Source organism: Pseudomonas sp. HN8-3, from assembly GCF_020790195.1.
In the GTDB taxonomy this organism is placed as follows: Bacteria; Pseudomonadota; Gammaproteobacteria; order Pseudomonadales; family Pseudomonadaceae; genus Aquipseudomonas; species Aquipseudomonas synxantha_A.
The window spans coordinates 4170641-4196126 of record NZ_CP086206.1; the positions used below are offsets into that span (position 1 = coordinate 4170641).

At 61.1% G+C, this 25486-nt stretch carries 25 protein-coding genes; 8 read left to right on the forward strand and 17 right to left on the reverse strand.

The annotated features are described in order from the left end of the window. Nucleotides 1–4 precede the first annotated feature (4 nt). The 5 genes from atuD (at nucleotide 5) to LJX92_RS18435 (ending at nucleotide 4875) form a co-directional block, all read left to right on the forward strand. Nucleotides 5–1162, forward strand: coding sequence for a citronellyl-CoA dehydrogenase (gene atuD / locus LJX92_RS18415; protein ID WP_148852721.1), 1158 nt, complete (start codon nucleotides 5–7; stop codon nucleotides 1160–1162). After that, the gene (locus tag LJX92_RS18420) at nucleotides 1159–1920 is read left to right on the forward strand and encodes an enoyl-CoA hydratase/isomerase family protein (protein WP_216091899.1); all 762 of its coding nucleotides are present in this window, start codon (nucleotides 1159–1161) and stop codon (nucleotides 1918–1920) included. The genes atuD and LJX92_RS18420 overlap by 4 nt, the downstream gene beginning before the upstream one ends. A 108-nt stretch (nucleotides 1921–2028) precedes the next feature. Then, a complete protein-coding gene (locus LJX92_RS18425) occupies nucleotides 2029–3912 on the forward strand; it encodes an acetyl-CoA carboxylase biotin carboxylase subunit (RefSeq protein WP_228308790.1) in 1884 nt (627 codons plus the stop codon). Between the two features lie 74 nt (nucleotides 3913–3986). Continuing rightward, nucleotides 3987–4529: an exonuclease domain-containing protein gene (locus LJX92_RS18430; RefSeq protein WP_005790007.1), complete on the forward strand. Its 543-nt coding sequence runs from the start codon at nucleotides 3987–3989 to the stop codon at nucleotides 4527–4529. A gap of 64 nt (nucleotides 4530–4593) precedes the next feature. Continuing rightward, the gene (locus LJX92_RS18435; RefSeq protein WP_032880083.1) at nucleotides 4594–4875 is read left to right on the forward strand and encodes a pyrimidine/purine nucleoside phosphorylase; all 282 of its coding nucleotides are present in this window, start codon (nucleotides 4594–4596) and stop codon (nucleotides 4873–4875) included. A gap of 48 nt (nucleotides 4876–4923) precedes the next feature. On the opposite strand, the gene LJX92_RS18440 is transcribed toward LJX92_RS18435, so the two are convergent. Continuing rightward, complete coding sequence (locus tag LJX92_RS18440; RefSeq protein WP_005790011.1) at nucleotides 4924–5730, reverse strand: MOSC domain-containing protein; 807 nt, start codon at nucleotides 5728–5730, stop codon at nucleotides 4924–4926. A 38-nt stretch (nucleotides 5731–5768) separates the two neighbouring features. Next, complete coding sequence (locus LJX92_RS18445) at nucleotides 5769–6704, reverse strand: chemotaxis protein CheV (RefSeq protein ID WP_005790014.1); 936 nt, start codon at nucleotides 6702–6704, stop codon at nucleotides 5769–5771. Nucleotides 6705–7252: 548 nt separating this feature from the next. On the opposite strand from LJX92_RS18445, the gene LJX92_RS18450 reads away from it, so the two are divergent. From LJX92_RS18450 to LJX92_RS18460, 3 genes are all read left to right on the forward strand, one after another. Continuing rightward, the gene (locus LJX92_RS18450; RefSeq protein ID WP_103733692.1) at nucleotides 7253–7702 is read left to right on the forward strand and encodes a hypothetical protein; all 450 of its coding nucleotides are present in this window, start codon (nucleotides 7253–7255) and stop codon (nucleotides 7700–7702) included. Nucleotides 7703–8027: 325 nt separating this feature from the next. After that, nucleotides 8028–8921: a sensor histidine kinase gene (locus tag LJX92_RS18455; RefSeq protein ID WP_148852724.1), complete on the forward strand. Its 894-nt coding sequence runs from the start codon at nucleotides 8028–8030 to the stop codon at nucleotides 8919–8921. Continuing rightward, nucleotides 8918–9577: a response regulator transcription factor gene (locus tag LJX92_RS18460; protein WP_032880079.1), complete on the forward strand. Its 660-nt coding sequence runs from the start codon at nucleotides 8918–8920 to the stop codon at nucleotides 9575–9577. Before LJX92_RS18455 ends, LJX92_RS18460 begins: the two co-directional genes overlap by 4 nt. On the opposite strand, the gene yegS is transcribed toward LJX92_RS18460, so the two are convergent. The 15 genes from yegS to flhA all read right to left on the reverse strand — a co-directional run bounded on the left by yegS (nucleotide 9536) and on the right by flhA (nucleotide 25089). After that, on the reverse strand, nucleotides 9536–10456 hold the full coding sequence (gene yegS, locus LJX92_RS18465) for a lipid kinase YegS (RefSeq protein ID WP_032880078.1): 921 nt from the start codon (nucleotides 10454–10456) through the stop codon (nucleotides 9536–9538). The genes LJX92_RS18460 and yegS overlap by 42 nt on opposite strands. A gap of 567 nt (nucleotides 10457–11023) precedes the next feature. Next, nucleotides 11024–11416: a DUF2802 domain-containing protein gene (locus tag LJX92_RS18470; protein WP_005790023.1), complete on the reverse strand. Its 393-nt coding sequence runs from the start codon at nucleotides 11414–11416 to the stop codon at nucleotides 11024–11026. Beyond that, nucleotides 11417–11899, reverse strand: a complete 483-nt coding sequence (locus LJX92_RS18475) for a chemotaxis protein CheW (RefSeq protein ID WP_005790025.1) — start codon at nucleotides 11897–11899, stop codon at nucleotides 11417–11419. It abuts the gene before it with no gap. A 79-nt stretch (nucleotides 11900–11978) separates the two neighbouring features. Further along, nucleotides 11979–12770, reverse strand: a complete 792-nt coding sequence (locus LJX92_RS18480) for a CheW domain-containing protein (protein WP_032880075.1) — start codon at nucleotides 12768–12770, stop codon at nucleotides 11979–11981. Continuing rightward, complete coding sequence (locus tag LJX92_RS18485; RefSeq protein ID WP_005790028.1) at nucleotides 12770–13558, reverse strand: ParA family protein; 789 nt, start codon at nucleotides 13556–13558, stop codon at nucleotides 12770–12772. Before LJX92_RS18485 ends, LJX92_RS18480 begins: the two co-directional genes overlap by 1 nt. Before the next feature lie 51 nt (nucleotides 13559–13609). After that, nucleotides 13610–14497, reverse strand: a complete 888-nt coding sequence (motD, locus tag LJX92_RS18490; protein ID WP_032880074.1) for a flagellar motor protein MotD — start codon at nucleotides 14495–14497, stop codon at nucleotides 13610–13612. A gap of 16 nt (nucleotides 14498–14513) precedes the next feature. Continuing rightward, nucleotides 14514–15254, reverse strand: coding sequence for a flagellar motor protein (locus tag LJX92_RS18495; protein ID WP_005790033.1), 741 nt, complete (start codon nucleotides 15252–15254; stop codon nucleotides 14514–14516). Further along, the gene (locus LJX92_RS18500) at nucleotides 15254–16384 is read right to left on the reverse strand and encodes a protein-glutamate methylesterase/protein-glutamine glutaminase (protein WP_228308791.1); all 1131 of its coding nucleotides are present in this window, start codon (nucleotides 16382–16384) and stop codon (nucleotides 15254–15256) included. Before LJX92_RS18500 ends, LJX92_RS18495 begins: the two co-directional genes overlap by 1 nt. A gap of 48 nt (nucleotides 16385–16432) precedes the next feature. Beyond that, on the reverse strand, nucleotides 16433–18610 hold the full coding sequence (locus LJX92_RS18505; protein WP_216091905.1) for a chemotaxis protein CheA: 2178 nt from the start codon (nucleotides 18608–18610) through the stop codon (nucleotides 16433–16435). A gap of 11 nt (nucleotides 18611–18621) precedes the next feature. After that, complete coding sequence (locus LJX92_RS18510) at nucleotides 18622–19410, reverse strand: protein phosphatase CheZ (protein ID WP_032880071.1); 789 nt, start codon at nucleotides 19408–19410, stop codon at nucleotides 18622–18624. A gap of 18 nt (nucleotides 19411–19428) precedes the next feature. Beyond that, on the reverse strand, nucleotides 19429–19803 hold the full coding sequence (locus LJX92_RS18515) for a chemotaxis response regulator CheY (protein WP_005790040.1): 375 nt from the start codon (nucleotides 19801–19803) through the stop codon (nucleotides 19429–19431). A 167-nt stretch (nucleotides 19804–19970) separates the two neighbouring features. Continuing rightward, nucleotides 19971–20711 carry an RNA polymerase sigma factor FliA gene (gene fliA, locus LJX92_RS18520; protein WP_005790042.1) on the reverse strand — a complete coding sequence of 247 codons (741 nt, stop codon included), beginning with the start codon at nucleotides 20709–20711 and terminating at the stop codon, nucleotides 19971–19973. After that, complete coding sequence (gene fleN / locus LJX92_RS18525) at nucleotides 20708–21541, reverse strand: flagellar synthesis regulator FleN (protein ID WP_003192912.1); 834 nt, start codon at nucleotides 21539–21541, stop codon at nucleotides 20708–20710. Before fleN ends, fliA begins: the two co-directional genes overlap by 4 nt. Nucleotides 21542–21646: 105 nt before the next feature. Beyond that, nucleotides 21647–22963 carry a flagellar biosynthesis protein FlhF gene (gene flhF / locus LJX92_RS18530; protein ID WP_005790047.1) on the reverse strand — a complete coding sequence of 439 codons (1317 nt, stop codon included), beginning with the start codon at nucleotides 22961–22963 and terminating at the stop codon, nucleotides 21647–21649. Between the two features lie 11 nt (nucleotides 22964–22974). Continuing rightward, complete coding sequence (gene flhA, locus LJX92_RS18535; protein ID WP_032880069.1) at nucleotides 22975–25089, reverse strand: flagellar biosynthesis protein FlhA; 2115 nt, start codon at nucleotides 25087–25089, stop codon at nucleotides 22975–22977. Between the last annotated feature and the right edge of the window lie 397 nt (nucleotides 25090–25486).

Sequence of the window (25486 nt, forward strand, 5' to 3'; positions counted from 1 at the left end):
AAAAATGATCTTCACCCAGGAACACCAGGAACTGCGCCGCACCGTGCGCGCCTTCGTCGACCGCGAGATCAACCCCCATGTCGACGAGTGGGAAAAAGCCGGGCGCTTTCCCATCCACGAGATCTTCCGCAAGGCCGGCGACCTGGGCCTGCTGGGCATTTCCAAGCCGCAGCAGTTCGGCGGCATGGGCCTGGACTACAGCTACTCCATCGTCGCCGCCGAAGCGTTCGGCAGCATCCGCTGTGGCGGCATCCCCATGTCCATCGGCGTGCAGACCGACATGTGCACCCCGGCCCTGGCCCGCTTCGGCTCCGATGAATTGCGCGAGGAGTTCCTGCGCCCGGCCATCAGCGGTGAACAGGTCGGCTGCATCGGCGTGTCGGAAACCGGCGCCGGCTCCGACGTGGCCGGGCTCAAGACCCATGCGCGTAAAGACGGCGACGACTATGTGATCAACGGCAGCAAGATGTGGATCACCAACTCGCCCAGCGCCGACTTTATCTGCCTGCTCGCCAACACCTCCGATGACAAGCCGCATATCAACAAGTCGCTGATCATGGTGCCGATGAACACGCCGGGCATCAGCGTCAGCCCGCCCCTGGAAAAGCTCGGCATGCACAGCTCCGAAACCGCCCAGGTGTTCTTCGACGACGTGCGTGTGCCGCAGCGCAACCGCATCGGCCATGAAGGCGCAGGCTTCATGATGCAGATGCTGCAGTTCCAGGAAGAACGCCTATTTGGCGCGGCCAATATGATCAAGGGCCTGGAGTACTGCATCGACAGCACCATCGAATACTGCAAAGAGCGCCAGACCTTCGGCAAGGCGCTGATCGACAACCAGGTGATCCACTTCCGCCTGGCCGAACTGGCCACCGAAATCGAGTGTCTGCGTGCGTTGGTCTACCAGGCTACCGAGCAGTACATCAAAGGCCAGGACGTGACTCGCCTGGCGTCCATGGCCAAGCTCAAGGCCGGACGCCTGGGCCGTGAGGTCAGCGACAGTTGCCTGCAATATTGGGGCGGCATGGGCTTCATGTGGGACAACCCGGTGGCCCGCGCCTACCGCGACGTGCGCCTGGTATCGATTGGCGGCGGTGCCGACGAAATCATGCTGGGCATCATCTGCAAACTGATGGGCACCCTGCCCGGTAAAAAACCATGAGTACCCTGCTGCTGGAAGCCCATAACGGCGTGCTGCATATCACCCTCAACCGGCCCGAATGCCGCAATGCAATGAGCCTGGCCATGGTCAAGGAACTGCGTGCAGTACTGGCGCAATTGGACAGACAGGTACGCGCCGTGGTGATCAGCGGTGCGGGGGGGCATTTCTGCGCGGGGGCCGATGTGAAGGACCTGGTCGGCGCGGGGGATCAGTTACACGCGTTGAACCGCGCGTTTGGCACCTTGCTACAAGAGGTGCAAGCGCTGCCGCAGGTGGTGATCGTAGTGCTGCAAGGCGCGGTGCTGGGCGGTGGGTTTGGGTTGGCCTGTGTGAGCGATATTGCGATCGCCGAACACAAGGCGCAGTTCGGCTTGCCGGAGACCACCCTGGGGTTGTTGCCGGCGCAGATAGCGCCGTTTGTGGTCAAGCGCATCGGCTTGACCCAGGCACGGCGGCTGGCGCTGACGGCGGCGCGGTTTGATGGGGTCGAGGCTGGCCGTTTGGGCGTGGTGCATTTTGTCGAGCACGATGCCCAGGCACTGGCGCAGCGGCTGGATGAAGTGTTGGGGCAGGTATTGCAGTGCGCGCCGGGGGCCAATGCGCGAACCAAATCCCTGTTGCTGGCAAGCGTGGATGAGCCGCTTGATGCAGTACTGGACCGCGGGGCGCAGTGGTTTGCCGAGGCGGTGAGAAGCGAGGAAGGGATTGAGGGGACGCAGGCGTTTGTGCAGAAGCGAAAGCCGGGTTGGTCTCGATGACGCCATCGCAGGCAAGCCAGCTCCCACAGGGAACACATTTCAAATGTGGGAGCTGGCTTGCCTGCGAAGAGGCCCCAACACACGCCACATCCAGTAAGGGATAACCCAATGCCCGCCTTCACCAAAATCCTGATCGCCAACCGCGGCGAAATCGCCTGTCGTATCCAGCGCACTGCCCAAGCCCTGGGCTACCGCACCGTGGCCGTGTACAGCGACGCCGACGCCCATGCCCTGCACGTGCAGATGGCCGACGAAGCCGTGAATATCGGCCCGGCTCCCGTACAACAGTCATACCTGAACATCGCCGCCATCCTCGACGCCGCCCGACGCACCGGCGCCGACGCCATCCACCCCGGCTACGGCTTCCTTTCGGAAAACCCCGACTTCGCCCGCGCCTGTCAGAACGCCCATATCGTTTTCATCGGCCCCAGCAGCGAAGCCATCGAGCTGATGGGCAGCAAGCGCCTGTCGAAGATCGCCATGCTCGACGCCGGTGTGCCCTGTATCGCCGGTTACCAAGGCAGCGCCCAGGACGACGCCACGCTGCAACAGGAAGCCGAGCGCATCGGCTTCCCGCTGATGATCAAGGCCAGCGCCGGTGGCGGCGGGCGTGGCATGCGCCTGGTACACCAACCTGAACAGCTGCTGGAGCAACTGCGCACTGCGCGCTCCGAGGCAATGAACGCTTTTGGCAGCGACGAACTGATTCTTGAGCAGGCCCTGATCGACCCGCGCCACGTTGAGGTGCAAGTGTTCGGCGACCGCCATGGCAACCTGATCTACCTGGGCGAGCGCGACTGCTCGATCCAGCGCCGCCATCAGAAAGTCATCGAAGAAGCGCCCTGCCCCGTGATGACGCCCGAACTGCGCCAGGCCATGGGCGACGCGGCGCTCAAGGCCGGGCGGGCGGTGAGCTACGTCGGCGCCGGTACCGTGGAGTTTCTGCTCGATCGCAATGGTCGGTTTTATTTCCTGGAAATGAACACGCGCCTGCAAGTCGAACACCCGGTGACCGAGCTGATCACCGGCCTCGATCTGGTGGCCTGGCAACTGCACATCGCCGCCGGCCAGCCTCTGCCGCTGGCACAAGCCGATGTGGTGCTGAGCGGCCACGCCATGGAAGTACGCCTGTACGCCGAAGACCCGGCCCAGGGCTTCCTGCCGCAAACCGGTGAGGTGCTGCGCTGGGAGCCTGCCGCCTGCGTGCGCATCGACCATGGCCTACGCGAAGGCGAAACCATCAGCCCGTTCTACGACCCGATGCTGGGCAAGATCATCGCCCACGGCGCCACTCGCGAAGAAGCTCGCCGAAAGTTGCTGCGGGCAGTGGAAGACAACGTGCTACTGGGTGTCACCACCAATCAGCGGTTTTTGGTTGATTTGCTCAAGCAGCCGGATTTTATCGCCGGCGAGTTCAGCACCGCCTTTATCGCCGAACGCTTCGGCCAGCTACTGCCCCAAGCGCCATCGACTGAACAGCTCAGCCTGGCCGCAGCGCTGTTTTACCGGCACAGCGCCGACCAGCATCCCCAAGGCCTGGCGGGATGGCGCAACACCGCCAATGTGCCGTGCACCTACCGCCTGGAGGTCAATGGCCAAACCCACAACGTGAGTGCCGACGACCTGCAACTCACCATCGACGGTCGCTGGGCCACCTGGGTGCTCAACGGCATCCGGCGGCGTACCGCCTACTACATCGACGATACCCAACTGTGGCTGCCCGGCGTGAAGGTGACCAACCGCACCCAGCAGGTCGCCAGCCGTCAGGTGGATGCCAGCAGTGGCACGGTCAAGGCGCCGATGGATGGCGCCATTGTCGATATCCAGGTCAGCGTCGGCGACACAGTCACCAAAGGCCAACTGTTGCTGGTGCTCGAAGCGATGAAAATGGAGCACCCGTTGAAGGCCGGGATCGACGGCATCGTCAAAGCGGTGCAGGTCATGGCGGGCGATCAGGTGCGCAATCGTCAGGTTTTGCTACAGATCGAATAACGCCCTAGGCGGAACTACAGGGCCGGGCTACGCTCTATCCCCATCAGAAAGGGACGAGTACGGGAACCTGCACCATGCCTCATTGGCTGATTATTGACCTTGAAGCCACAACGGATGACGGCGGTTGGCCCGTGACGGAGATGGAAGTCATCGAGATCGGCGCCAGCCTGGTCAACCGCCAGGGCCGCGAACTGGATCACTTTCAGCGCTTTGTGCGGCCACTGCGACGGCCGTTGCTGACGCCCTTTTGCCGCAAGCTGACCCATATCACCCAAGCCAATATCGACGCAGCCACACCGATCACCGAGGTGTGGCCGCTGTTCGAGCGCTGGCTGGGCCAGCACCAGGCACGCCTGGAAGGCTGGGCCAGCTGGGGTGATTACGATCGCGTGCAACTTGAACTCGAATGGCAGCGCCATGGCCTGTCCAGCGCCCTGGGGCAAACGCCCCATGTGAACCTCAAGCAACGCTTTGCCAAGGCCCGGCGCCTGGACAAACCACTGGGGCTCAATGGTGCGCTGCAATTGGCGGGGATGCAGTTCAATGGCCAACAGCATCGCGCCCTGGAAGACGCGCGTAACACCGCACGCCTGTTACCGTTGATTTTGCCGGTCTAGGCAGCTCCCGTGGGCTTGGGCATACTGGCCGACCTTTCCAGACCCTTTTTCCGAGGATTCACCCATGTTCAAAGTCAACGAGTACTTCGACGGCACCGTCAAGTCGATCGCTTTCGGCACTGCAGAAGGTCCGGCGACCATCGGCGTGATGGCTCCGGGTGAATACGAATTCGGTACCGCCCAGCGTGAAATCATGCATGTGGTCTGCGGCGCACTGATTGTCAAACTGCCCGACGCCGAGTGGGAAACCTTCGCCGCCGGCAGCCAGTTCAACGTACCGGCCAACAGCAAGTTCCAGTTGAAGGTCGCCGTAGACACCGCTTACCTGTGTGAATACCGCGGCTAAGTATCACCGGTAAACAAAAATGCCCGTCTCCAGCGAGACGGGCATTTTTTATTCCAGGACCGTCACCGGCATCCCGACTTCCAAGTGGCCGATGCCATCGTTGACCAGGTTCTGGCCGAACATCGCGCCCTTCTCGGTCTTGCGATAGGTCTCCAGCGTCGCGAAGGGTTCGCGGTCGGGGCTGCGCTCGCCGGTGCGGGGATCAATGGTGGTGAGGATGCAACGCGAGCACGGCTTGACCACCCGGAACTCCACATCGCCGATGCGCAAGCGCTTCCAGCCATCCTCGGCAAAGGCTTGGGCGCCTTCGATCACCAGGTTGGGACGAAAACGCAGCATCTCCATCGGGCGGCCGATCTTCTCACACAAGTCATCCAGGGAGCCTTGGCCGATCAGTAACAGCGGGTAGCCGTCGGCAAAGCCGACCTTGTCGTCATCCTTGCCGTAGCCGGCTTCGGTGGTGCGCGCACGTTCCAGGGGAAGCTGCACCAGGCGCGTAGGCTTGCCGATAAACTCGCTGACCCAGGCGGCCGCCTCATCGCCAGCATCGGGTACGCGCAGGGTGTCGCGCCAGATGGTCACGCCGCGCAGTTCACTGGCACCCTCCGGCAACGCCACCTCCAACGATGAGTAGCCCGGCGAACTCAAGGTCAGGCCGCCCGCGTCGTTCCACAGCGCCGACAGTTGGCTCATCTTCGCCACCGCCCGCTGCGTCAGGAACCGCCCACTGGCTTCGTCCACCAGCATCCAACGTCGATCCCCTTGCAGGCCGAGTTTATCCAGGCCGATGTGCTGCAAGGCTTCGGCCTTGCCGGATTTGAGGGGGTAACGGTACAACGCGCTGAGACGAAGCATGGGCCTGCCTTCCTGGGAAACAAAGTGTCATCCTAAAGTCAGGCGGGCACTTCGTCCAACATCAGTCGCTCGCGCACCACATCCACCAGCTTGTCCGGCTGGAATTTGGAGAGGAAATTGTCGCAGCCGACCTTTTTCACCATTGACTCATTGAAGCTGCCCGACAGCGAGGTGTGCAGCACCACATAGAGGCCGCGCAGGCGCGGGTCGTTGCGGATTTCGGTGGTGAGGCGGTAGCCGTCCATCTCGGGCATTTCGGCGTCGGTGAAGATCATCAGCAGCTTGTCGGTCATCACCTGGCCGCTGTCGGCCCAGGCTTTGAGCATGTTCAACGCCTTGAGACCGTCGCTGGCGATGTGCATCTTCACCCCCAACTGTCCCAGGGTATCGCGCAACTGCGACAGGGCCACGTTGGAGTCGTCCACCAGCAGCACTTCGCGACCACGGGCACGTTCGAGCACCGGGTCTTCGAGTTTTTCCCGCGAGACCTTGGCGTTATAGGGCACGATCTCGGCGAGGACTTTTTCCACGTCGATGATTTCCACCAACTGGTCATCGACCTTGCTGATGGCAGTAAGGTAGTGCTGGCGACCGGCGCTGGTCGGCGGCGGCAGGATGGCTTCCCAGTTCATGTTGACGATGCGGTCAACGCCGCCCACCAGAAACGCCTGCACCGAACGGTTGTATTCGGTGACGATGATGGTGCTGTTGGGCCCCGGCACCAAAGGGCGCATACCGATGGCCTGGGACAAGTCGATCACCGGCAAGGTCTGGCCCCGCAGGTTGACCACCCCGCACACGAATGGGTGGCGCTGGGGCATCAGGGTCAGCTTGGGTAACTGCAGCACTTCCTGCACTTTGAACACGTTGATCGCGAACAACTGCCGACCGAAGAGGCGGAACATGAGAATTTCCAGGCGATTCTCACCCACCAATTGCGTGCGTTGATCTACCGTGTCGAGAATGCCGGCCATTAAAAGCTCCTGGTGTACACGCCGCAGGCGCGTTGAGAGGGTGTGCAGTCGTATAGGTACATTATCGGCGGCAAGCGCCGGACCTTGACCCCAATAAAATGCCATGTAAATCCATTGATGTCACACTGACATCATGCTTTACTGCTTCGGCCCTTAATACTGTTTCAAGGCGCCGTGCGCGACAGTCGAACCGACGTGCAGTTCCACCATATAGGGGGTTCCCCTATACGCAATCAGGCCCAACCTGATATTCGCGATATCTAATAGCCATTAATGTGACGCCATTCTCATTGCATGAATGGAGTCAGGCTTTTGTTTGCCATCCCCAGCCCTTGGCCCACGGGCCTTTCAGGCACTCACGTATCGGCAACTGAAGTCGTGTCATCCCGCACCCCAGGGGCTACATACGACTTTCGTGAGCATTTCAATAAACGTCCTACTGAAACATCGGAAGCGACCTACAAGTCCAAGTCGTATTTCAGCGCTAGTTTTAAGCCATTCACCCGGTGCGACATCTCATCACCCGACCTTACGTTGCGGAGACTTGCATGATGAATAGCGCAAACGAATGGCAAACAGCACTTCTCGCGTTTCTGGGCGAGGCTCAACTGCTTCTGGGCAAATCCGAAGAGTGTTTGAGCCATCTGCATTTGATCCGCAACGACAGCGACGCCATCGACTGCATGAAAGCCAGCTTGGCCAAACTGGCTGAAAAAGCCGATGGCCTGGCGCTGCAGGCAATCAGCGAGTTCTCGGGGCATCTGCAAAATCTGATCGCCAATGCCCAAAGCCCTCTGCAGTTGCATGACGAGGCGCTGGACGCGCTGCATGACTGCCTGACCCTGCTGGCCTGGCAACTGGAACTGATCGACACCCGCACCGGTGAACTGAGCCTGGATGACAGCGAGCAAACTTCATTGATCGCAACGGTTGCCTTGCAGATCCCGCAAAAGGATTTGAGCCGTACACCGCCGCAGCATCTGCATCATGGGTCGTGAGCGTCGTGCAGGTCGTATTTAACTGCCGAGTTATCTAAAAACGACCGGCTTGGACGCAATGGGAAAATATCAATTAGCCATCAATGTAATAATTATACAAACCAACTTCGTTAATACAACTTTCCGCTTTCAACTCTGGGATTAACGGCCAGAGTATTTGTGTGGGCCATAAACCAATCAGGCGACCAACGGTAAGCGGGGTGGTACTATGCCCCGCTCGAAGTGATTTAACTTCAACATGCTTAAAGACGATTTGGCAGCGCACTCCAAACAGAGCCCGGTCAACCGGCCTCACCGCAGTGAACCCTCATTGGCTCCATCCGCTATGTACGCGAGTTTCAAGTCACTTATCGCCAGGTCCGTGTCCCGCAGCCATGTGCGCCGACTCACCCTTGCGCTGTGCCTGTGCTCATTGCTGGCAAGCCTGTGGGCCTATCTGCAGGACGCGCCGCTGCCGTTGCCGATCCTGCTGCTCAACTTCGCCACGCTGGTGGTGGTGGGGCTGCAACAGTGGAATTCGCGCAAAGCCATCAAGTTCGAGCCCCAGGAGCTGGCCGACCGCTTGCTGCAAGTGCAGGAGAACGAACGCCACCGGCTCAGCCGCGAACTGCATGACGATATCGGCCAACTGCTGACCGCCGCCAAACTGCAAAGCGAATGGTTGCAGCGCCGCCTGCCCCCGGACCTGAACACCCATTGCACGGTGCTGTGCAATACGCTCAATGAAACCCTGGCCAAGGTGCGCGACGTCTGCGCCATCCTCAACCCCCGCCAACTGACCAGCCTGGGCCTGGAAGCCAGCCTGCGCGCGCACCTGCTCAAGACCCTGGAAAACACCCAGGTGTGCTGGAGCCTGGAGTGTCAGCAACGGCTCACCGGCATCCCCGAAGAAGTGGCCGTGGCGGCCTTTCGCATCACCCAGGAAGCGGTGACCAACATGCTTCGCCATGCAAAGGCGCGCAACCTGCTGGTGCGCCTGCAACGCCTGCCTGAAGGCCTGTCGCTGATGATCTGCGATGACGGCCAGGGGTTCTCGCCTGCCCCCGACCCGGGCCGGGAAGGCCAACGGGGCATGGCCGGTATGTGCGAACGGACACACCAGCTGGGGGGCACCTTTTCCATCAGCAGCCAGCCTGGCAACGGCACCCGTATCAACGCACTTTTCCCCTGGGCGCCCCGCGCTCTCGAACGGGCCAGCGCCCCTAAGGTTCTCGAGTGACCTGCAATTTACTCCTGGTGGATGACCACGCACTGATTCGCGCCGGTGTGCGTGCGCTGATTCTGGATATTCCCGGCTACAGCGTCATCGGCGAAGCCAGCGATGGCGCACAACTGCTGGCGCAATACAGCGCCTTGCAGCCGGATATCGTGCTGCTCGATCTGTCGATGCGGCACACCGGTGGGCTGGATGCCTTGCAGCAACTCAAGCGCTTTTACCCCAACTGCAAGGTGCTGATTCTGTCGATGCACACTGAACCAGACCTGATCATGCGCGCGCTGGAGTCCGGAGCCCACGGCTACCTGCTCAAGGACACCACCGCCAACGAGCTGGAACATGCCCTGCTGGCCCTGCGTAACAACGAACGCTACCTGAGCCCCGCCATCGCCCACACGGTGATCAACCAGGCGCTGATCCGCAGCCAGAGCCCCAGCACCCCCGTTGCCCACAGCCATAATCTGACGGCGCGGCAACTGGAGATTTTGCGTTTGATCGTACGTGGCAAGTCCACCCGGGAAATTGCCCATGGCCTGGGCTTGAGCATCAAGACAGTGGAGGCCCATCGCTCGCAGATCATGAAGCGCTTGCAGATTTTCGACGTGGCGGGCCTGGTGTTATTCGCCGTGCGTGAGCAAATCATCAGCCTGGACGACTAACGGCGAACCCAGCGGCAGATGCACGCGAAGCGCCTTGGGCAACGCTTCGAAATGCAGGTCGTCGCCTTCCAGCGGCTCGCCATCGAGGTTGATGTACAAGCCTTGGGCGACCTTGATATTGACCCATGGCAGACGTGCGCGAACGAACATGGTGTCCAGCCCCCAGCCATTGTTCATCAATTCACGCAGGGTGCCGACCACTTCCTGGGGGGCTGGCAGGATGCTGACGTCGAGCAATCCATCATCGGCCAATGCGCCGGGGCACAGGACATGCCCGCCACCGGCCTGGCGACCGTTGCCGATACCCAGCGCGAGCAGCTCGCCTTTCCAGTGGAAATCCGGGCCTTCCAGCTCCCCGTAGGCGGCCTTCAATTCACTGAAGCGCGACAAACCGGTGAACAGGTAGGCGGCGCCGCCTAGGACTTTCTTCAGGTCTTCGGAGGTGTTGGCCGTGACCTGGCTACCGAAACCGCCGGTGGCCATGTTCAGGAAGATCTGCCCGCCCACCTGGCCGAGGTCGATGGCCTTGGGCTCGACGTCAAGCAACGCCAGGGCGCCGGCCGGTTCCAACGGCACGCCCGCGGCCTTGGCAAAGTCATTGGCGGTGCCCAGGGGCATCAACACCAGGCTGGCGTCGGCCTTGGCCAGCGCCATGGCCTCGGCCACATCGCGCAGCGTACCGTCGCCGCCGCCGGCGATGATATGGGTGTAGCCGTCAGCCAGGGCTTCATCGACCAGCCGCTGGGCATCACCACCCTCCCACGTCACCCGCACCGCCAACTCCCAACCCTGCTCACGTCGGGCCAGCACGGCGGCACGCACGTCCTCGTTCAGGGCTTGTTTGCCGTGAAGGATCAACAGGGCTTTGGGGGTGGTCATTTGAGGGTATCTCCTGGGTCAAGGTGCTTGAAGGATGTTGACCCTTGGAGAACGGGAAAAGTCTGTGGATGGAGAAAATTGATTGATGTACGCAGATCAAACTGTGGGAGCTGGCTTGCCTGCGATGGCGGCGGCTCAATCGACAGAGATGTCCAATCTGCCGCCCAAAGGTAACCACGATGCGAAGCGAGACGCCCTTGATCTTGATCTGCTTTTGATCTTAGGCGCCCCGTTAAACCACGCTGGCTGGAATTTGGCTGGGCCGGCATTCCGGGCTCTTTTCCAAAAGTGACCCGCTGTAAAAGCGGAACCCTAAGTGGCCGTTACCGCAGGAATGGATATGTACTCGGTATAACTGTGTCAGCTGTAAGGCCGTCATCGCAGGCAAGCCAGCTCCCACATTTGGACTGAGGGGTGTCAGGTAGATAAATGTCGGCTATCAGGCCGCCATCGCAGGCAAGCCAGCTCCCACAGTTTGGTCGCAGGGTGTCAGGCAGAGAAGCGTCGGTTGCCAGGCCGCTATCGAGGGCAAGCCCCTCCCACATGAACCCAGCAAGCGCAGCCGAATCAGCTCTTGTGCAATTTGCTCATCAACTGCGCCTCGGCCTGGGTCAAGCCGCACGACTGGGTCAGTTCGTCCACCGTCGCCCCCATCCCCACCAGCTTGGCCGCCTGGGCAAAGGACAGGTTCGAAGGGTCGCGCTGTTCCAATTGCACCAACTTATCCGGCAAAGGCCCGAGAATCGCGCGCAGTTCATGCACTTCATCGCCGACCCGCACCGCACTCTGCTGGTAATGATCCACGCGCTTGACCAGCTCCAGAATGCGCCGATCACGCACGGCATCGCGTTCGGCCTGTTGCAAGGCCAATTCCCGTTGCTGACGCATATAGCGCAGTACAAACGCCAAGGTCCCGGCCCACAACAGGGCCAGGACAATCACCGCTGCCTCAAGGAACAATCAGATGCTCTCCAGTTCCGACCACTCTTCTTCGCTCATCATCTTGTCCAGCTCAACCAGGATCAGCAGTTCGTTGTTCTTGTTGCACACGCCCTGGATGAACTTGGCCGATTCTTCGTTACCGACATTCGGTGCGGTTTCCACTTCCGATTGGCGCAGGTAAACCACTTCGGCCACGCTGTCGACCATGATCCCGACCACTTGCTTGTCGGCTTCGATGATCACAATACGGGTGTTGTCGCTGACTTCAACCGTGTCCAGGCCAAAACGCTGGCGGGTGTCGATGACTGTCACCACATTGCCACGCAGATTGATGATGCCCAGCACATAGCTCGGTGCACCCGGTACCGGAGCGATCTCGGTGTAGCGCAGCACTTCCTGCACGCGCATCACGTTGATGCCGTAGGTCTCGTTGTCGAGTTTGAAGGTAACCCATTGCAGGATCGGATCATCCAAACCTTGTGCGGACGCTGACTTGTTCATTCGTGTAACCCCTTCAAATGCCGCTATCGACGGCGTGTATGCTATTGCGCCGCGCAACCGCACGGCCCTTATTGTTCAATCAACTACGTTTGTTCTGTGGCATCGCCTTGACCGCACCGCTGGCAATCAACTCGGCCAGTTCAGCGACATCCAGCAATGCGCACATGTGCTCAATCACGGTGCCCGCCAGCCAGGGGCGCTGGCCGCGGTGGCTGCGCCATTTGATTTCATTGGGGTCCAGGCGCAACGAGCGGCTGACTTGATGCACCGCCAGCCCCCATTCGTAGCCCTGCACCGAAATCACGTATTGCAGGCCCTGGCGGAAATCGTCGCGGTAGCGGTCGGGCATCACCCAGCGCGCGGTGTCCAGCACCTTGAGGTTGCCGGCCTGGCTGGGCAGGATGCCGAGAAACCACTCCGGCTGACCAAACAGCGGTGTCAGCTCCTGGCCTTCCAAAGAATAGATCGAGCCCAGGCACACCAGCGGCACTGCCAGGGTCAAGCCGGCGACGTCGAACAGCAGGCACTCGAACGGCTCGGCCGCCCACGCCGGGCGGCCGTCACCGGTTACCGGCGGTGGCGTGATACTCGGCGGCAGGTGCACGTCCACCACCGGTTCGACCACCATCGGCGCCACCACCGCAGGGGTGATCGGCACCACGACTGGAGCCTCCACCACCTGCGCATCGCGCGCCTGCTCTTCCATGACGGCCTGCTGGAAATCGTCCAGCGTAGTGTCAGGCTCGACAGCAGGCTCAAGTACCAGAATCGGTTCCGGCAGCGCTTCGTCAGTCGCATCCTGCAGCAGCGCGTCCAGGTAGGATTCCAGCGCCAGCTGCGGCCGGGTCTTGTATTCAACAGGACGGTTCATCACGCCACCTGCGCCACAAGCTGCTGCGACAGCAGATGCTTGAGCAACGCACGGTAGGCCAGCACACCACGGCTCTTGCCATCGAACTGCGACGGCGTGAGCCCCGCACGGCTGGCATCACGCAGGCGCGTATCCACGGGGATGTAGCCGTTCCAGATGGTGTCCGGATAGGCATCGCGCAATACACGCAAAGTGCTGAGGGATGCCTGGGTACGGCGGTCGAACAACGTCGGCACGATGCTGAACGGCAGCGCCTGTTTGCGCGAACGGTTGATCATCGCCAGGGTGCTGACCATGCGTTCCAGGCCCTTGACCGCCAGGTGCTCGGTTTGTACCGGGATCACCAATTGTTGGCTGGCCGCCAGGGCGTTGACCATCAGCACGCCCAGCAACGGCGGGCTGTCGATGATCGCGTAGTCGAAATCCTGCCACAGCTGCGCCAGGGTCTTGGCGATCACCAGGCCCAGGCCGCTCTGCCCCGGCGACTGGCGCTCAAGGGTGGCCAGCGCGGTGCTCGACGGCAACAGCGAAATGCTCTCGTTGCTGGTGGGCAGCAGCAATTGCCCGGGCAAATCCGCCGGCACGCTGCCCTTGTGCAGGAACAGGTCATAGCAGCTGTGTTCCAGCGCATCCGGGTCGTAACCGAAATAGCTGGTCATGGAACCGTGGGGGTCGAGGTCGACCACGACCACACGCTTGCCCGCTTCGGCCAGCAAGCCGGCTAAGGCGATGGAGGTGGTGGTCTTGCCGACTCCACCCTTTTGATTGGCAACTGCCCAGACTCTCATTCGGTTGGTTCCTCCCGGTGGGCACAGGCGCGACCGAGACATGGCATAAGGTTATTGAGCCGGTGACGGAGAATTGACGGCGCTTGCCCGAACCGGCGACTTTACAGGGGCCGGTGCAGTTTGTGTGCCAGCGCGCTTCAACGCCGCATCCGGTGTTGCATTGGCCGTGCCGGTGCCGGTCAGGCTGCGACGTACATCCAGGTTGCGCGACACCACCAGCACCACCCGGCGGTTGCGTGCCCGCCCTTCCACCGTGGCGTTATTGGCCACCGGCTGGAATTCACCATAGCCCACCGACGCCAGTCGCTGAGGGTTCACACCCTGCATGGCCAACATGCGCACGATGCTCGATGCACGGGCCGATGACAGTTCCCAGTTGGTCGGGTACTGCGCGGTGCTGATGGGAAAATTGTCGGTGAAGCCTTCCACATGGATCGGGTTTTCAAACGGTTTAAGGATCGCCGCCACCTTGTCGATGATGGTGAACGCCTGGTCACTGGGCAACGCATCGGCACTGGCAAACAACAGGCTGGAGTTGAGTTCGATCTCCACCCACAACTCGTTGCCGCGTACGGTCATCTGATTGGAACTGATCAGGTCACCAAAGGCGGCACTGATGTCATCGGCGATGCTTTTGAGCGGGTCACTGGTGCCGCCGACACCGGCAGCGATCTCATCGCTGTCGTTAACCAGCGGCTTGGCCGGGGTGACGGTCTTGGGCCGCTCGTCACCGATGGGAATCGGCTTGAGCGCACGCTCGGTATCGTTGAACACGCCCACCAGCGCCTGGGAAATGATCTTGTACTTGCCTTCGTTGACCGACGAAATCGAATACATCACCACGAAAAACGCAAACAACAAGGTGATGAAGTCCGCGTAGGACACCAGCCAGCGCTCGTGGTTGACATGTTCTTCAGGCTCGCGACGGCGACGGCTCACAGGCGGTTCCTCCCCATCAATCCATGAAGCCCTGGAGCTTCAATTCGATGGAGCGCGGGTTCTCGCCCTCGGCAATCGAGAGGATGCCTTCGAGCAGCATTTCGCGATAACGCGACTGGCGCATGGCAATTGACTTGAGCTTGCTGGCCACCGGCAACAGCACCAGGTTGGCACTGGCCACGCCGTAGATGGTCGCCACAAACGCCACGGCAATACCGCTGCCCAGTTGCGAAGGATCAGCCAGGTTACCCATCACGTGGATCAGGCCCATCACCGCGCCGATGATGCCGATGGTCGGCGCGTAGCCGCCCATGCTTTCAAAGACTTTGGCCGCATTGATGTCACGGCTTTCCTGGGTGTAGAAATCCACCTCCAGGATGCTGCGGATCGCTTCCGGCTCAGCGCCGTCCACCAGCAATTGCAGGCCCTTGCGTGCGTAGCTGTCGGGCTCGGCATCGGCCACGCCTTCCAGGCCCAGCAAACCTTCCTTGCGGGCAGTGAGGCTCCAGTTGACCACGCGGTCGATGCCGCCGGGCAGGTCGACTCGTGGCGGGAAAATGATCCACACCAGGATCTGCATGGCCCGCTTGAACGAGCTCAGCGGCGACTGCAACAGCGCCGCGCCCACGGTGCCACCAATCACGATCAGCGCTGCCGGGCCATTGGCCAGGGCGCCGAGGTGGCCGCCTTCGAGGTAGTTGCCGCCGATGATGGCGACAAACGCCATGGTGATCCCGATCAGGCTCAAGACATCCATCAGAGGCAGGCCTCCACCAGATGCTTGCCGATGTCGTCCAGGCTGTAGACCGCGTCAGCCAGGTCAGCCTTGACGATGGCCATGGGCATGCCATAGATCACACAGCTGGCTTCGTCCTGGGCCCAGATGGCGCTGCCACCTTGCTTGAGCAGGCGTGCGCCTTCACGGCCATCGGCGCCCATGCCGGTGAGCACCACCGCCAGAACTTTGTCACCGTAGGACTTGGCCGCCGAACCGAAGGTGATATCCACACACGGCTTGTAGTTCAAGCGCTCGTCGCCCGGCAGGATTTTGATCGCACCACGGCCGTCCACCATCATCTGCTTGCCACCCGGCGCCAGCAGCGCCAGGCCAGGACGCAGGATGTCGCCATCCTCGGCTTCCTTGACGGTGATTCGGCACAGCTTGTCCAGGCGCTCGGCGAACGCCTTGGTGAACGCCGCGGGCATGTGCTGCACCAGCACAATCGGCGCCGGGAAGTTGGCCGGCAGCTGGGTCAACACCCGCTGCAAGGCCACCGGGCCACCGGTGGAGGTACCAATGGCAACCAGCTTGTAAGCCTTGCGCTTGGGCGCTGGCGAATGGGCACTCGGTGCAGCGGCGGCACGTACCGGCGCCACCGCAGGCCGAGCCACCGGCGCAGGGGCCGGGCGTGCAAACGATGAGGTTGGTGCAGCCGCTACTGGCGCAGGCGCAGGTGCCGGCGCAGGTGCACTGAACAGGCTACGACGGTTACTGCGGGAAATGCTGTGCACCTTCTCGCACAGCATCTGCTTGACCTTGTCGGGGTTGCGCGAGATGTCTTCGAAATTCTTCGGCAGAAAGTCCACCGCGCCGGCATCCAGCGCGTCGAGGGTCACCCGTGCGCCTTCGTGAGTCAGCGACGAGAACATCAATACCGGGGTGGGGCAGCGCTGCATGATGTGACGCACGGCGGTAATGCCGTCCATCATTGGCATCTCGTAGTCCATGGTGATCACGTCCGGCTTCAACGCGATGGCCTGATCGATCGCCTCTTTACCGTTGGTGGCCGTGCCGACCACCTGGATCGTTGGATCGGCGGAAAGAATTTCCGAGACGCGGCGGCGGAAGAAACCCGAATCGTCCACCACCAGGACCTTGACTGCCATAAACACTCCGTTAGGTGGGGCGGGCATGACCGCCCTGCCCCACCAGAATCAAATACGCCGTGCGGCGTAACGCTTGAGCATGCTTGGAACATCGAGAATCAACGCGATCCGACCGTCACCGGTAATGGTCGCGCCCGACATGCCCGGGGTGCCCTGCAGCATCTTGCCCAAAGGCTTGATCACCACTTCTTCCTGGCCCACCAGTTGATCGACCACAAAGCCGATGCGCTGGGTGCCCACGGACAGAATCACCACATGGCCTTCACGCTGCTCTTCATGCTTGGCCGACGCCACCAGCCAACGCTTGAGGTAGAACAATGGCAATGCCTTGTCGCGCACGATCACCACTTCCTGGCCGTCCACCACGTTGGTGCGCGACAGGTCGAGGTGGAAAATTTCGTTAACGTTGACCAGCGGGAAAGCGAACGCCTGGTTGCCCAGCATCACCATCAGGGTCGGCATGATCGCCAGGGTCAACGGCACCTTGATGACGATCTTGGAGCCCTGGCCCTTGGTCGAGTAGATGTTGATCGAGCCGTTGAGCTGGCTGATCTTGGTTTTCACCACGTCCATGCCGACGCCACGGCCGGACACGTCGGAAATCTCGGTCTTGGTCGAGAAGCCCGGGGCGAAGATCAGGTTGTAGCACTCGGTGTCGGTCAGGCGGTCGGCGGCGTCCTTGTCCATCACGCCGCGCTTGACCGCGATATTGCGCAAGATGGTCGGGTCCATGCCTTTGCCGTCATCGGTGATCGACAGCAGGATGTGGTCGCCCTCTTGCTCTGCAGCCAGGATCACCTTGCCGTTACGCGACTTGCCGGCGGCTTCGCGTTCTTCCGGGGTTTCTACCCCATGGTCGACCGCGTTGCGCACCAAGTGGACCAGCGGGTCGGCGAGGGCCTCGACCAGGTTTTTATCCAGGTCGGTTTCTTCGCCCACCAGTTCCAGGTTGATTTCTTTCTTGAGCTGGCGCGCCAGATCGCGGACCAGGCGCGGGAAGCGGCCAAAGACTTTCTTGATCGGCTGCATCCGCGTTTTCATCACGGCGGTTTGCAAGTCGGCGGTGACCACATCGAGGTTCGACACGGCCTTTTGCATGGCTTCGTCGCCGCTGTTCAGGCCCAGGCGCACCAGGCGGTTACGCACCAGCACCAGTTCGCCGACCATGTTCATGATGTCGTCCAGGCGTGCGGTATCGACGCGCACGGTGGTTTCGGCTTCACTGGCGGGTTTTTCCGCCGCGGCCGGTGCCGCTGCACGGGCAGGTGCCGGCGCGGGTGCTGGCTTGGCGACTGGCGCAGGCGCTTTGGCAGCCGCCGGTGCGGCAGTGGCGACCGCTGCGGCGGCAGCCGGGGCCACTTCGGTGAACTTGCCTTTACCGTGCAGCTCGTCCAACAGGGCTTCGAACTCGTGATCGGAGATCAGCCCGTCGTCGGCAGGCCCGGCCTTGGTGGTCGGGGCGGCAGCCGTGGCCGCGACTTCCGGCAGGGCTTCGGCCACAAAGGTGCCTTTGCCATGCAGTTGGTCGAGCAGTGCTTCGAACTCATCGTCGGTAATGTCGGTGCTGGCATTGGCATCCGGCACTTGCGGCGGCGCCACAGGGGCCACGGCATCGGCCGCGAACTGGCCCTTGCCATGCAACTGGTCGAGCAAGGATTCGAATTCTGCGTCGGTAATGTCTTCGCTGGTCGGCGTGGCGACAGGCGCCGCCGGGCCTTCGGCTTCGGCCTTGACCGCATTGAGCGAGTCGAGCAGCTGTTCGAACTCGCTGTCGGTCACGTCCGGCTCGGCTTCTACCACCGGCTCAGGCGCCGCTTGCGCAACCGGCGCAGCGGCAGCCGGTTCAGCCAGGCGCGCCAGGGCGGCCAGCAGTTCCGGGGTAGCCGCCGTGATCGGCGCACGTTCACGCACCTGGCTGAACATGCCGTTGACCGCATCCAGTGCTTCGAGAATCACGTCCATCAATTCCGAATCAACGTGACGCTCACCCTTGCGCAGGATGTCGAACACGTTCTCGGCGATGTGGCAGCACTCCACCAGTTCATGGAGCTGGAGGAAGCCGGCGCCCCCTTTTACAGTGTGAAAACCGCGAAAAATTGCATTGAGCAGGTTCGCATCATCCGGTCGGCTTTCCAGCTCGACCAGTTGCTCGGACAGTTGCTCTAGAATTTCGCCGGCCTCTACAAGGAAATCCTGAAGGATTTCTTCATCGGCGCCGAAGCTCATGGGTGTGCTCCTTAGAAGCCTAAACTGGATAACAGGTCATCTACGTCATCCTGACCTGACATAACGTCTTCACGTTTATCGGCATGAATCTGCGGACCTTCACCCTTGGCGAGATGTTTTTGTGGATCTTTTTCCGAGAGGATCGCTTCGCGGTCGTGTTCGATGCCGGCAAAACGGTCGACCTGGCCGGCCATCAGCACCAATTTGAGCAAGTTGCTTTCCACTTCGGTGACCAACTGGGTCACGCGCTTGATCACCTGGCCGGTGAGGTCCTGGTAATCCTGGGCCAGCAGGATGTCGTTGAGGTTGCTGGCCACCGTGCGGTTCTCTTGCTCGCTGCGCGACAGGAAACCGTCGACCCGACGCGCCAACTCACGAAATTCCTCAGCGCCCACTTCACGGCGCATGAAGCGGCCCCAGTCAAGGCTCAGGGCCTGGGCTTCGCTGGCCATGCCGTTGACCAGAGGCGTGGCGTTTTCCACCAGGTCCATGGTGCGGTTGGCAGCGGCCTCGGTCAGCCTGACCACATACGACAGGCGTTCAGTGGCGTCGGTGATCTGGGAAATTTCTTCGGCCTGGGGCATGCGCGGGTCAATCTGGAAATTGACGATCGCACTGTGCAGCTCGCGTGTGAGCTTGCCCACTTCCTGGTACAGGCCGCGGTCACGGGTCTGGTTAAGCTCATGGATCAACTGCACCGCATCGGCGAACTGGCCTTTTTCCAGGCTGTCGACCAACTGGTGAGCATGTTTTTTCAGGGTCGACTCAAAGTCGCCCTGTGACGTTTCGTTATGCTCCATAGCTCCCCCGTGGCGACATCAATGACCGATGCGTTCGAAGATTTTTTCAATCTTCTCTTTCAAGGCCAGCGCCGTGAATGGCTTGACCACGTAACCGTTGACCCCGGCTTGGGCGGCTTCGATGATCTGTTCACGCTTGGCTTCGGCGGTCACCATCAGCACAGGCAGGCTGCGCAACTTTTCATCGGCGCGCACGTGGCGCAGCAGGTCGATACCGGTCATACCCGGCATGTTCCAGTCGGTTACCAGAAAGTCGATGCTGCCACTGTTGAGGATCGGAATCGCCGTAATGCCGTCATCCGCCTCGACCGTGTTGGTGAACCCAAGGTCACGCAACAGGTTTTTAATGATCCGCCGCATCGTTGAGAAGTCATCAACGATGAGGATTTTCATGTTCTTGTCCAATTCGACCTCCAAGCAGTCTTAAACGCGCCCAGCACCTGGACGCGCCATTTCAATCAACAGGCGTTACACAAAAAGGACTGCCCAGGGCACCACGGTACTCACCCGCAAAACCCTGCGGTTTCGCGGTAGCGTCTGCAGTGTCCCCACACTGCCTGTCAGCGCGCGCGCCACTCTCCCAATCGCCCCCGCAAGCGGGCTGCGCACTGGCTATGCAATTGGCTGACACGCGACTCGCTGACCCCCAGGACCTCACCGATTTCCTTGAGGTTCAGCTCTTCGTCGTAGTACAGCGCCAGCACCAGGCGCTCACGCTCCGGCAAGTTGGCAATCGCGTCCGCCAACGCTTTCTGGAAACGTTCATCTTCCAGATCGCGCGACGGTTCAAGATGTGCACTCGCGCCGTCCTCGTGCAGCCCTTCGTGTTCGCCGTCCTGTAAAAGGTCGTCGAAACTGAACAGGCGGCTGCCCAAGGTATCGTTCAAAATCCCGTAGTAATCGTCGAGACTCAATTGGAGTTCGGCCGCAACTTCATGATCTTTAGCGTCACGACCGGTTTTTGCTTCAATTGCACGAATTGCATCACTGACCATGCGGGTATTGCGGTGTACCGAACGCGGCGCCCAATCGCCTTTACGCACCTCGTCGAGCATTGCGCCACGAATACGGATACCCGCATACGTCTCGAAACTCGCACCCTTGCTCGCGTCGTATTTGGTCGACACTTCAAGCAGGCCGATCATGCCGGCCTGGATCAAGTCTTCGACCTGCACGCTGGCCGGCAGGCGCGCCAACAGGTGATAGGCAATGCGCTTGACCAGAGGCGCATAGCGCTCGATCAATTCGCCCTGGCTGTCACGTGCCGACTTTTTGTAAAGGTTGTAGCCGCTGGATGTCATAGCACCGGTCCCGCACTCGTCTGATGCACCAAACGCTCGACGAAAAACTCCAGATGCCCACGCGGATTGGCGGGCAACGGCCAGGTATCGACCTTCTGGGCAATGGCCTTGAACGCCAGTGCGCATTTCGAACGAGGGAACGCTTCGTAGACCGCACGCTGCTTTTGCACGGCCTTGCGCACACACTCGTCATAGGGAACTGCGCCGACGTATTGTAAAGCCACATCGAGGAAGCGATCCGTGACCTTGGTCAACTTGGCGAACAGGTTGCGCCCTTCCTGCGGGCTCTGGGCCATGTTGGCCAGCACGCGAAAGCGGTTCATGCCGTAGTCACGGTTAAGCAGTTTGATCAGCGCATAGGCGTCGGTGATGGAAGTAGGTTCGTCGCACACCACCAGCAGCACCTCCTGCGCGGCGCGCACAAAGCTGACCACCGATTCGCCGATCCCGGCGGCGGTGTCGATCACCAGCACGTCGAGGTTGTCGCCGATATCACTGAAGGCCTGAATCAGCCCGGCATGTTGCGCGGGGCTCAGGTGCACCATGCTCTGGGTGCCCGAGGCAGCCGGCACGATACGAATGCCACCGGGCCCCTGGAGCAGCACATCGCGCAGCTCACAGCGGCCCTCGATCACATCGGCAAGGGTATGTTTGGGTGTCAGCCCCAGCAGAACGTCCACGTTCGCCAAGCCCAAATCAGCATCCAGCAGCATGACGCGACGGCCAAGCTCTGCCAGGGCCAGGGACAAATTCACTGACACGTTAGTTTTGCCGACGCCACCTTTGCCGCCGGTCACCGCGATCACCTGTACGGGATGCATGCTGCCCATTTTATTTCTTTACCTTGTCTTGCTTAGACGCAGGCTACATGGCTTGGCCGCTTGAAACGCTTGCAGACCATCGATGTAGGTACATTTCACGGTGTTCATCCTGCCTCAACCGACCCGTTTTGCCGGGTGGTGGTAAAGGTCGGCGAACATATCGGCCATCGCTTCCTCGCTAGGCTCTTCTTGCATTTGCACACTGACGGCACGGCTGACCAACTGATGACGGCGCGGCAGATGCAGATCATCCGGGATCCGCGGCCCGTCGGTCAGGTAGGCGACCGGTAATTCATGACTGATGGCCAGGCTCAACACTTCGCCCAGACTCGCGGTTTCGTCGAGCTTGGTGAGGATGCAGCCGGCCAGACCGCAGCGTTTGTAACTATGGTACGCAGCGGTAAGAACCTGTTTCTGGCTGGTGGTTGCAAGCACCAGGTAATTTTTCGACTTGATGCCACGCCCGGCCAGGCTTTCGAGTTGCATGCGCAGCGCCGGGTCGCTGGCTTGCAGGCCGGCGGTATCGATCAGCACCACGCGCTTGCGCAGCAGCGGGTCGAGGGCATTGGCCAGGGACTGGCCCGGGTCGACGTGCGTCACCGGCACATTGAGGATGCGGCCCAGGGTCTTGAGCTGCTCTTGAGCGCCGATGCGGTAGCTGTCCATGCTCACCAGGGCGATATTCTGTGCGCCGTACTTGAGTACGTAGCGTGCGGCCAGCTTGGCCAGGGTGGTGGTCTTGCCCATGCCGGCGGGGCCGACCATGGCAATCACACCGCCCTCTTCCAGGGGTTCGATTTCCGGGGTGGCGATCATGCGCGCCAAGTGCGCCAGCAACATGCGCCAGGCCTGACGCGGCTCTTCGACTTCGGCGGTCAAGGCCAGCAGGTCGCGGGACAAAGGGCCGGACAAGCCGATGCGTTGCAGGCGGCGCCACAGGTTGGCTTGCTGGGGCTTGCTGCCTTGCAGTTGCGTCCAGGCCAACGAGCCCAGCTGCACTTCCAGCAGTTCACGCAGGCCATTGAGTTCAAAGCGCATCGAATCGAACACACGCTGGTCGACAGCAGCAGCCGGGGCGGGCGCGGCTGGACGCGGCGGTTCGACAAATGTCGGCTCTACCAGCGGCTCGGCGGCGGTCAACGGCAGGCCGGCGAACAATTGGCGATTGGTGCTGGCATCGCTGTCGCCACGCATACTCAGTTCAGCCTGGGCCGATACAATGCGCGAGGCGGTCTTGCGCAGCTCGTCTTCGAGTTCCATGTTCGGCACGCGCGGGGCCAGCGCCTGGGGGGTGTAATCCAGGGCAGCCGTCAGCTCGACACCGCCGGCAATCCGACGGTTACCGATAATCGCGGCATCGGCGCCCAGCTCATCACGGACCAGTTTCATGGCCTGACGCATATCGGCGGCGAAAAAACGCTTAACTTGCATAACCCACTACCTCAGCCATTGGGCCCAACTGTCGCGACGATAGTCACTTGCTTATTGTCAGGAATTTCCTGGTAAGCCAACACGTGCAAATTCGGTACAGCCAGGCGTCCAAACCGCGACAACATCGCCCGAACCGGGCCGGCCACCAGCAGGATCACCGGGTTGCCTTGCATTTCCTGGCGCTGTGCGGCGTCGATCAACGAACGCTGCAGCTTTTCAGCCATGCTCGGCTCCAGCAAAACGCCCTCTTCCTGGCCTTGCCCTGCCTTCTGAATACTATTGAGCAATATTTGTTCCAACCTGGGTTCCAGGGTGATCACAGGCAGCTCGGACTCAATGCCTACAATGCTTTGCACGATTGCACGGGACAATCCGACGCGCACCGCCGCCACCAGAGCGGCAGTATCTTGACTCTTGGCGGCATTGTTGGCGATGGCCTCGGCAATGCTGCGAATGTCACGTACCGGCACCTGCTCGGCCAACAGCGCTTGCAGCACCTTGAGCAACTGCGACAGTGTCAGGACACCCGGCACCAGCTCTTCGGCCAGTTTCGGTGAGGATTTGGCCAGCAAGCCCATCAATTGCTGGACTTCCTCATGACCGATCAGCTCGTGGGAGTGCTTGTAGAGAATCTGGTTGAGGTGCGTGGCAACCACGGTGCTGGCATCCACCACGGTGTAACCCAGCGATTGAGCCTGACTGCGCTGGCTGACTTCGATCCACACCGCTTCCAGGCCAAAAGCCGGATCTTTGGCGGTAATGCCGTTGAGCGTGCCGAACACCTGCCCGGGGTTGATCGCCAGCTCGCGATCCGGGTAGATCTCGGCTTCGGCCAGGATCACGCCCATCAGGGTCAGGCGGTAGGCACTGGGGGCCAGGTCGAGGTTGTCGCGGATATGCACGGTGGGCATCAAGAAGCCCAGGTCCTGGGACAGCTTCTTGCGCACGCCCTTGATCCGCGCCAGCAATTGCCCGCCCTGGTTGCGGTCCACCAGCGGGATCAGGCGGTAGCCGACCTCCAGGCCGATCATGTCGATCGGGGTCACATCGTCCCAGCCCAGCTCCTTGGTTTCCTGGGCGCGGGCCGGGGATGGCAGCAGATCCTGCTGGCGGGCAATCTCTTGCTGGGCCTGGACCTTGACCGCGTTCTGCTTTTTCCAGAACAGGTAAGCTGCGCCGCCGGCCAGGGCCGCCATGCTCAGGAACGAGAAGTGGGGCATACCCGGCACGATGCCCATGATCGCCATGATGCCCGCCGCCACGGCCAGGGCCTTGGGCGAGGCGAACATCTGGCGGCTGATCTGCTTGCCCATGTCTTCGGAGCCCGAAGCGCGGGTAACCATGATGGCCGCAGCTGTCGATAACAACAGTGATGGCAATTGCGCCACTAAACCGTCACCGATGGTCAGCAAGGCGTACACCTTGCCCGCATCACCGAAGGTCATGCCGTGCTGGAAGATACCGACGGCCATGCCGCCGATCAGGTTGATAAACAGAATCAGCAGGCCGGCGATGGCGTCACCGCGCACAAATTTGCTGGCACCGTCCATGGAGCCGTAGAACTCGGCTTCCTGGGCGACTTCCGCCCGGCGCGACTTGGCCTGGTTCTGGTCGATCAGGCCGGCGTTGAGGTCGGCGTCGATGGCCATCTGCTTACCGGGCATAGCGTCGAGGGTAAACCGCGCGCTCACCTCGGAAATCCGCCCGGCGCCCTTGGTCACCACCACGAAGTTAATGATCATCAGGATCGCGAACACGACGATACCGACCACGTAGTTGCCGCCGATCACCACCTCGCCGAACGCCTGGATCACCTTGCCGGCGGCAGCGTGGCCGTCCTGGCCGTGAAGCATCACCACCCGCGTGGACGCCACGTTCAGCGCCAGGCGCAGCAGGGTCGCCACCAGCAGAATGGTCGGGAATACCGCGAAATCCAGCGGCCGCAGCGCGTACACGCAGACCAGCAGCACGACGACAGACAGGGCAATGTTGAAGGTGAAGAACACATCGAGCAGGAACGGCGGCATCGGCAACATCATCATTGCCAGCATCACCAGCAACAACAACGGCACACCCAGATTGCCCCGCGACAGGTCAGTCAGGGTGCCACGGGCCGTGTTGAGCATTTGAGAGCGATCTACCACCGGTATTCCTCGTGTCCTTGAAGCAAAGTTTTGACGCTGGGAGGCGACTTGGAGGCGGGGTTGCAAGAAGCCTTCCAACTTTGCTTTTGGGCCCGGAGAACCTCACAAACACCCCGGGCCACCGGGTGTAAATCAATCCAAATGTGGGAGGGGGCTTGCTCCCGATTGCTGAGTGTCAGGCACTGATGTTTGGCTGATTCACCGCTATCGGGAGCAAGCCCCCTCCCACATTTGATCTGTGTACAGCCGGGGCTATCGAGGAAATTTCTGACAAGGATTTGGGGTTGCCCCTAGGAAACCGGCTCTCTAGTCTCCGTACACCACTGGTGTTGCGCAGTTGATCGAACTGGCGCAATTACTGGCTGATCGCCTGCACCTT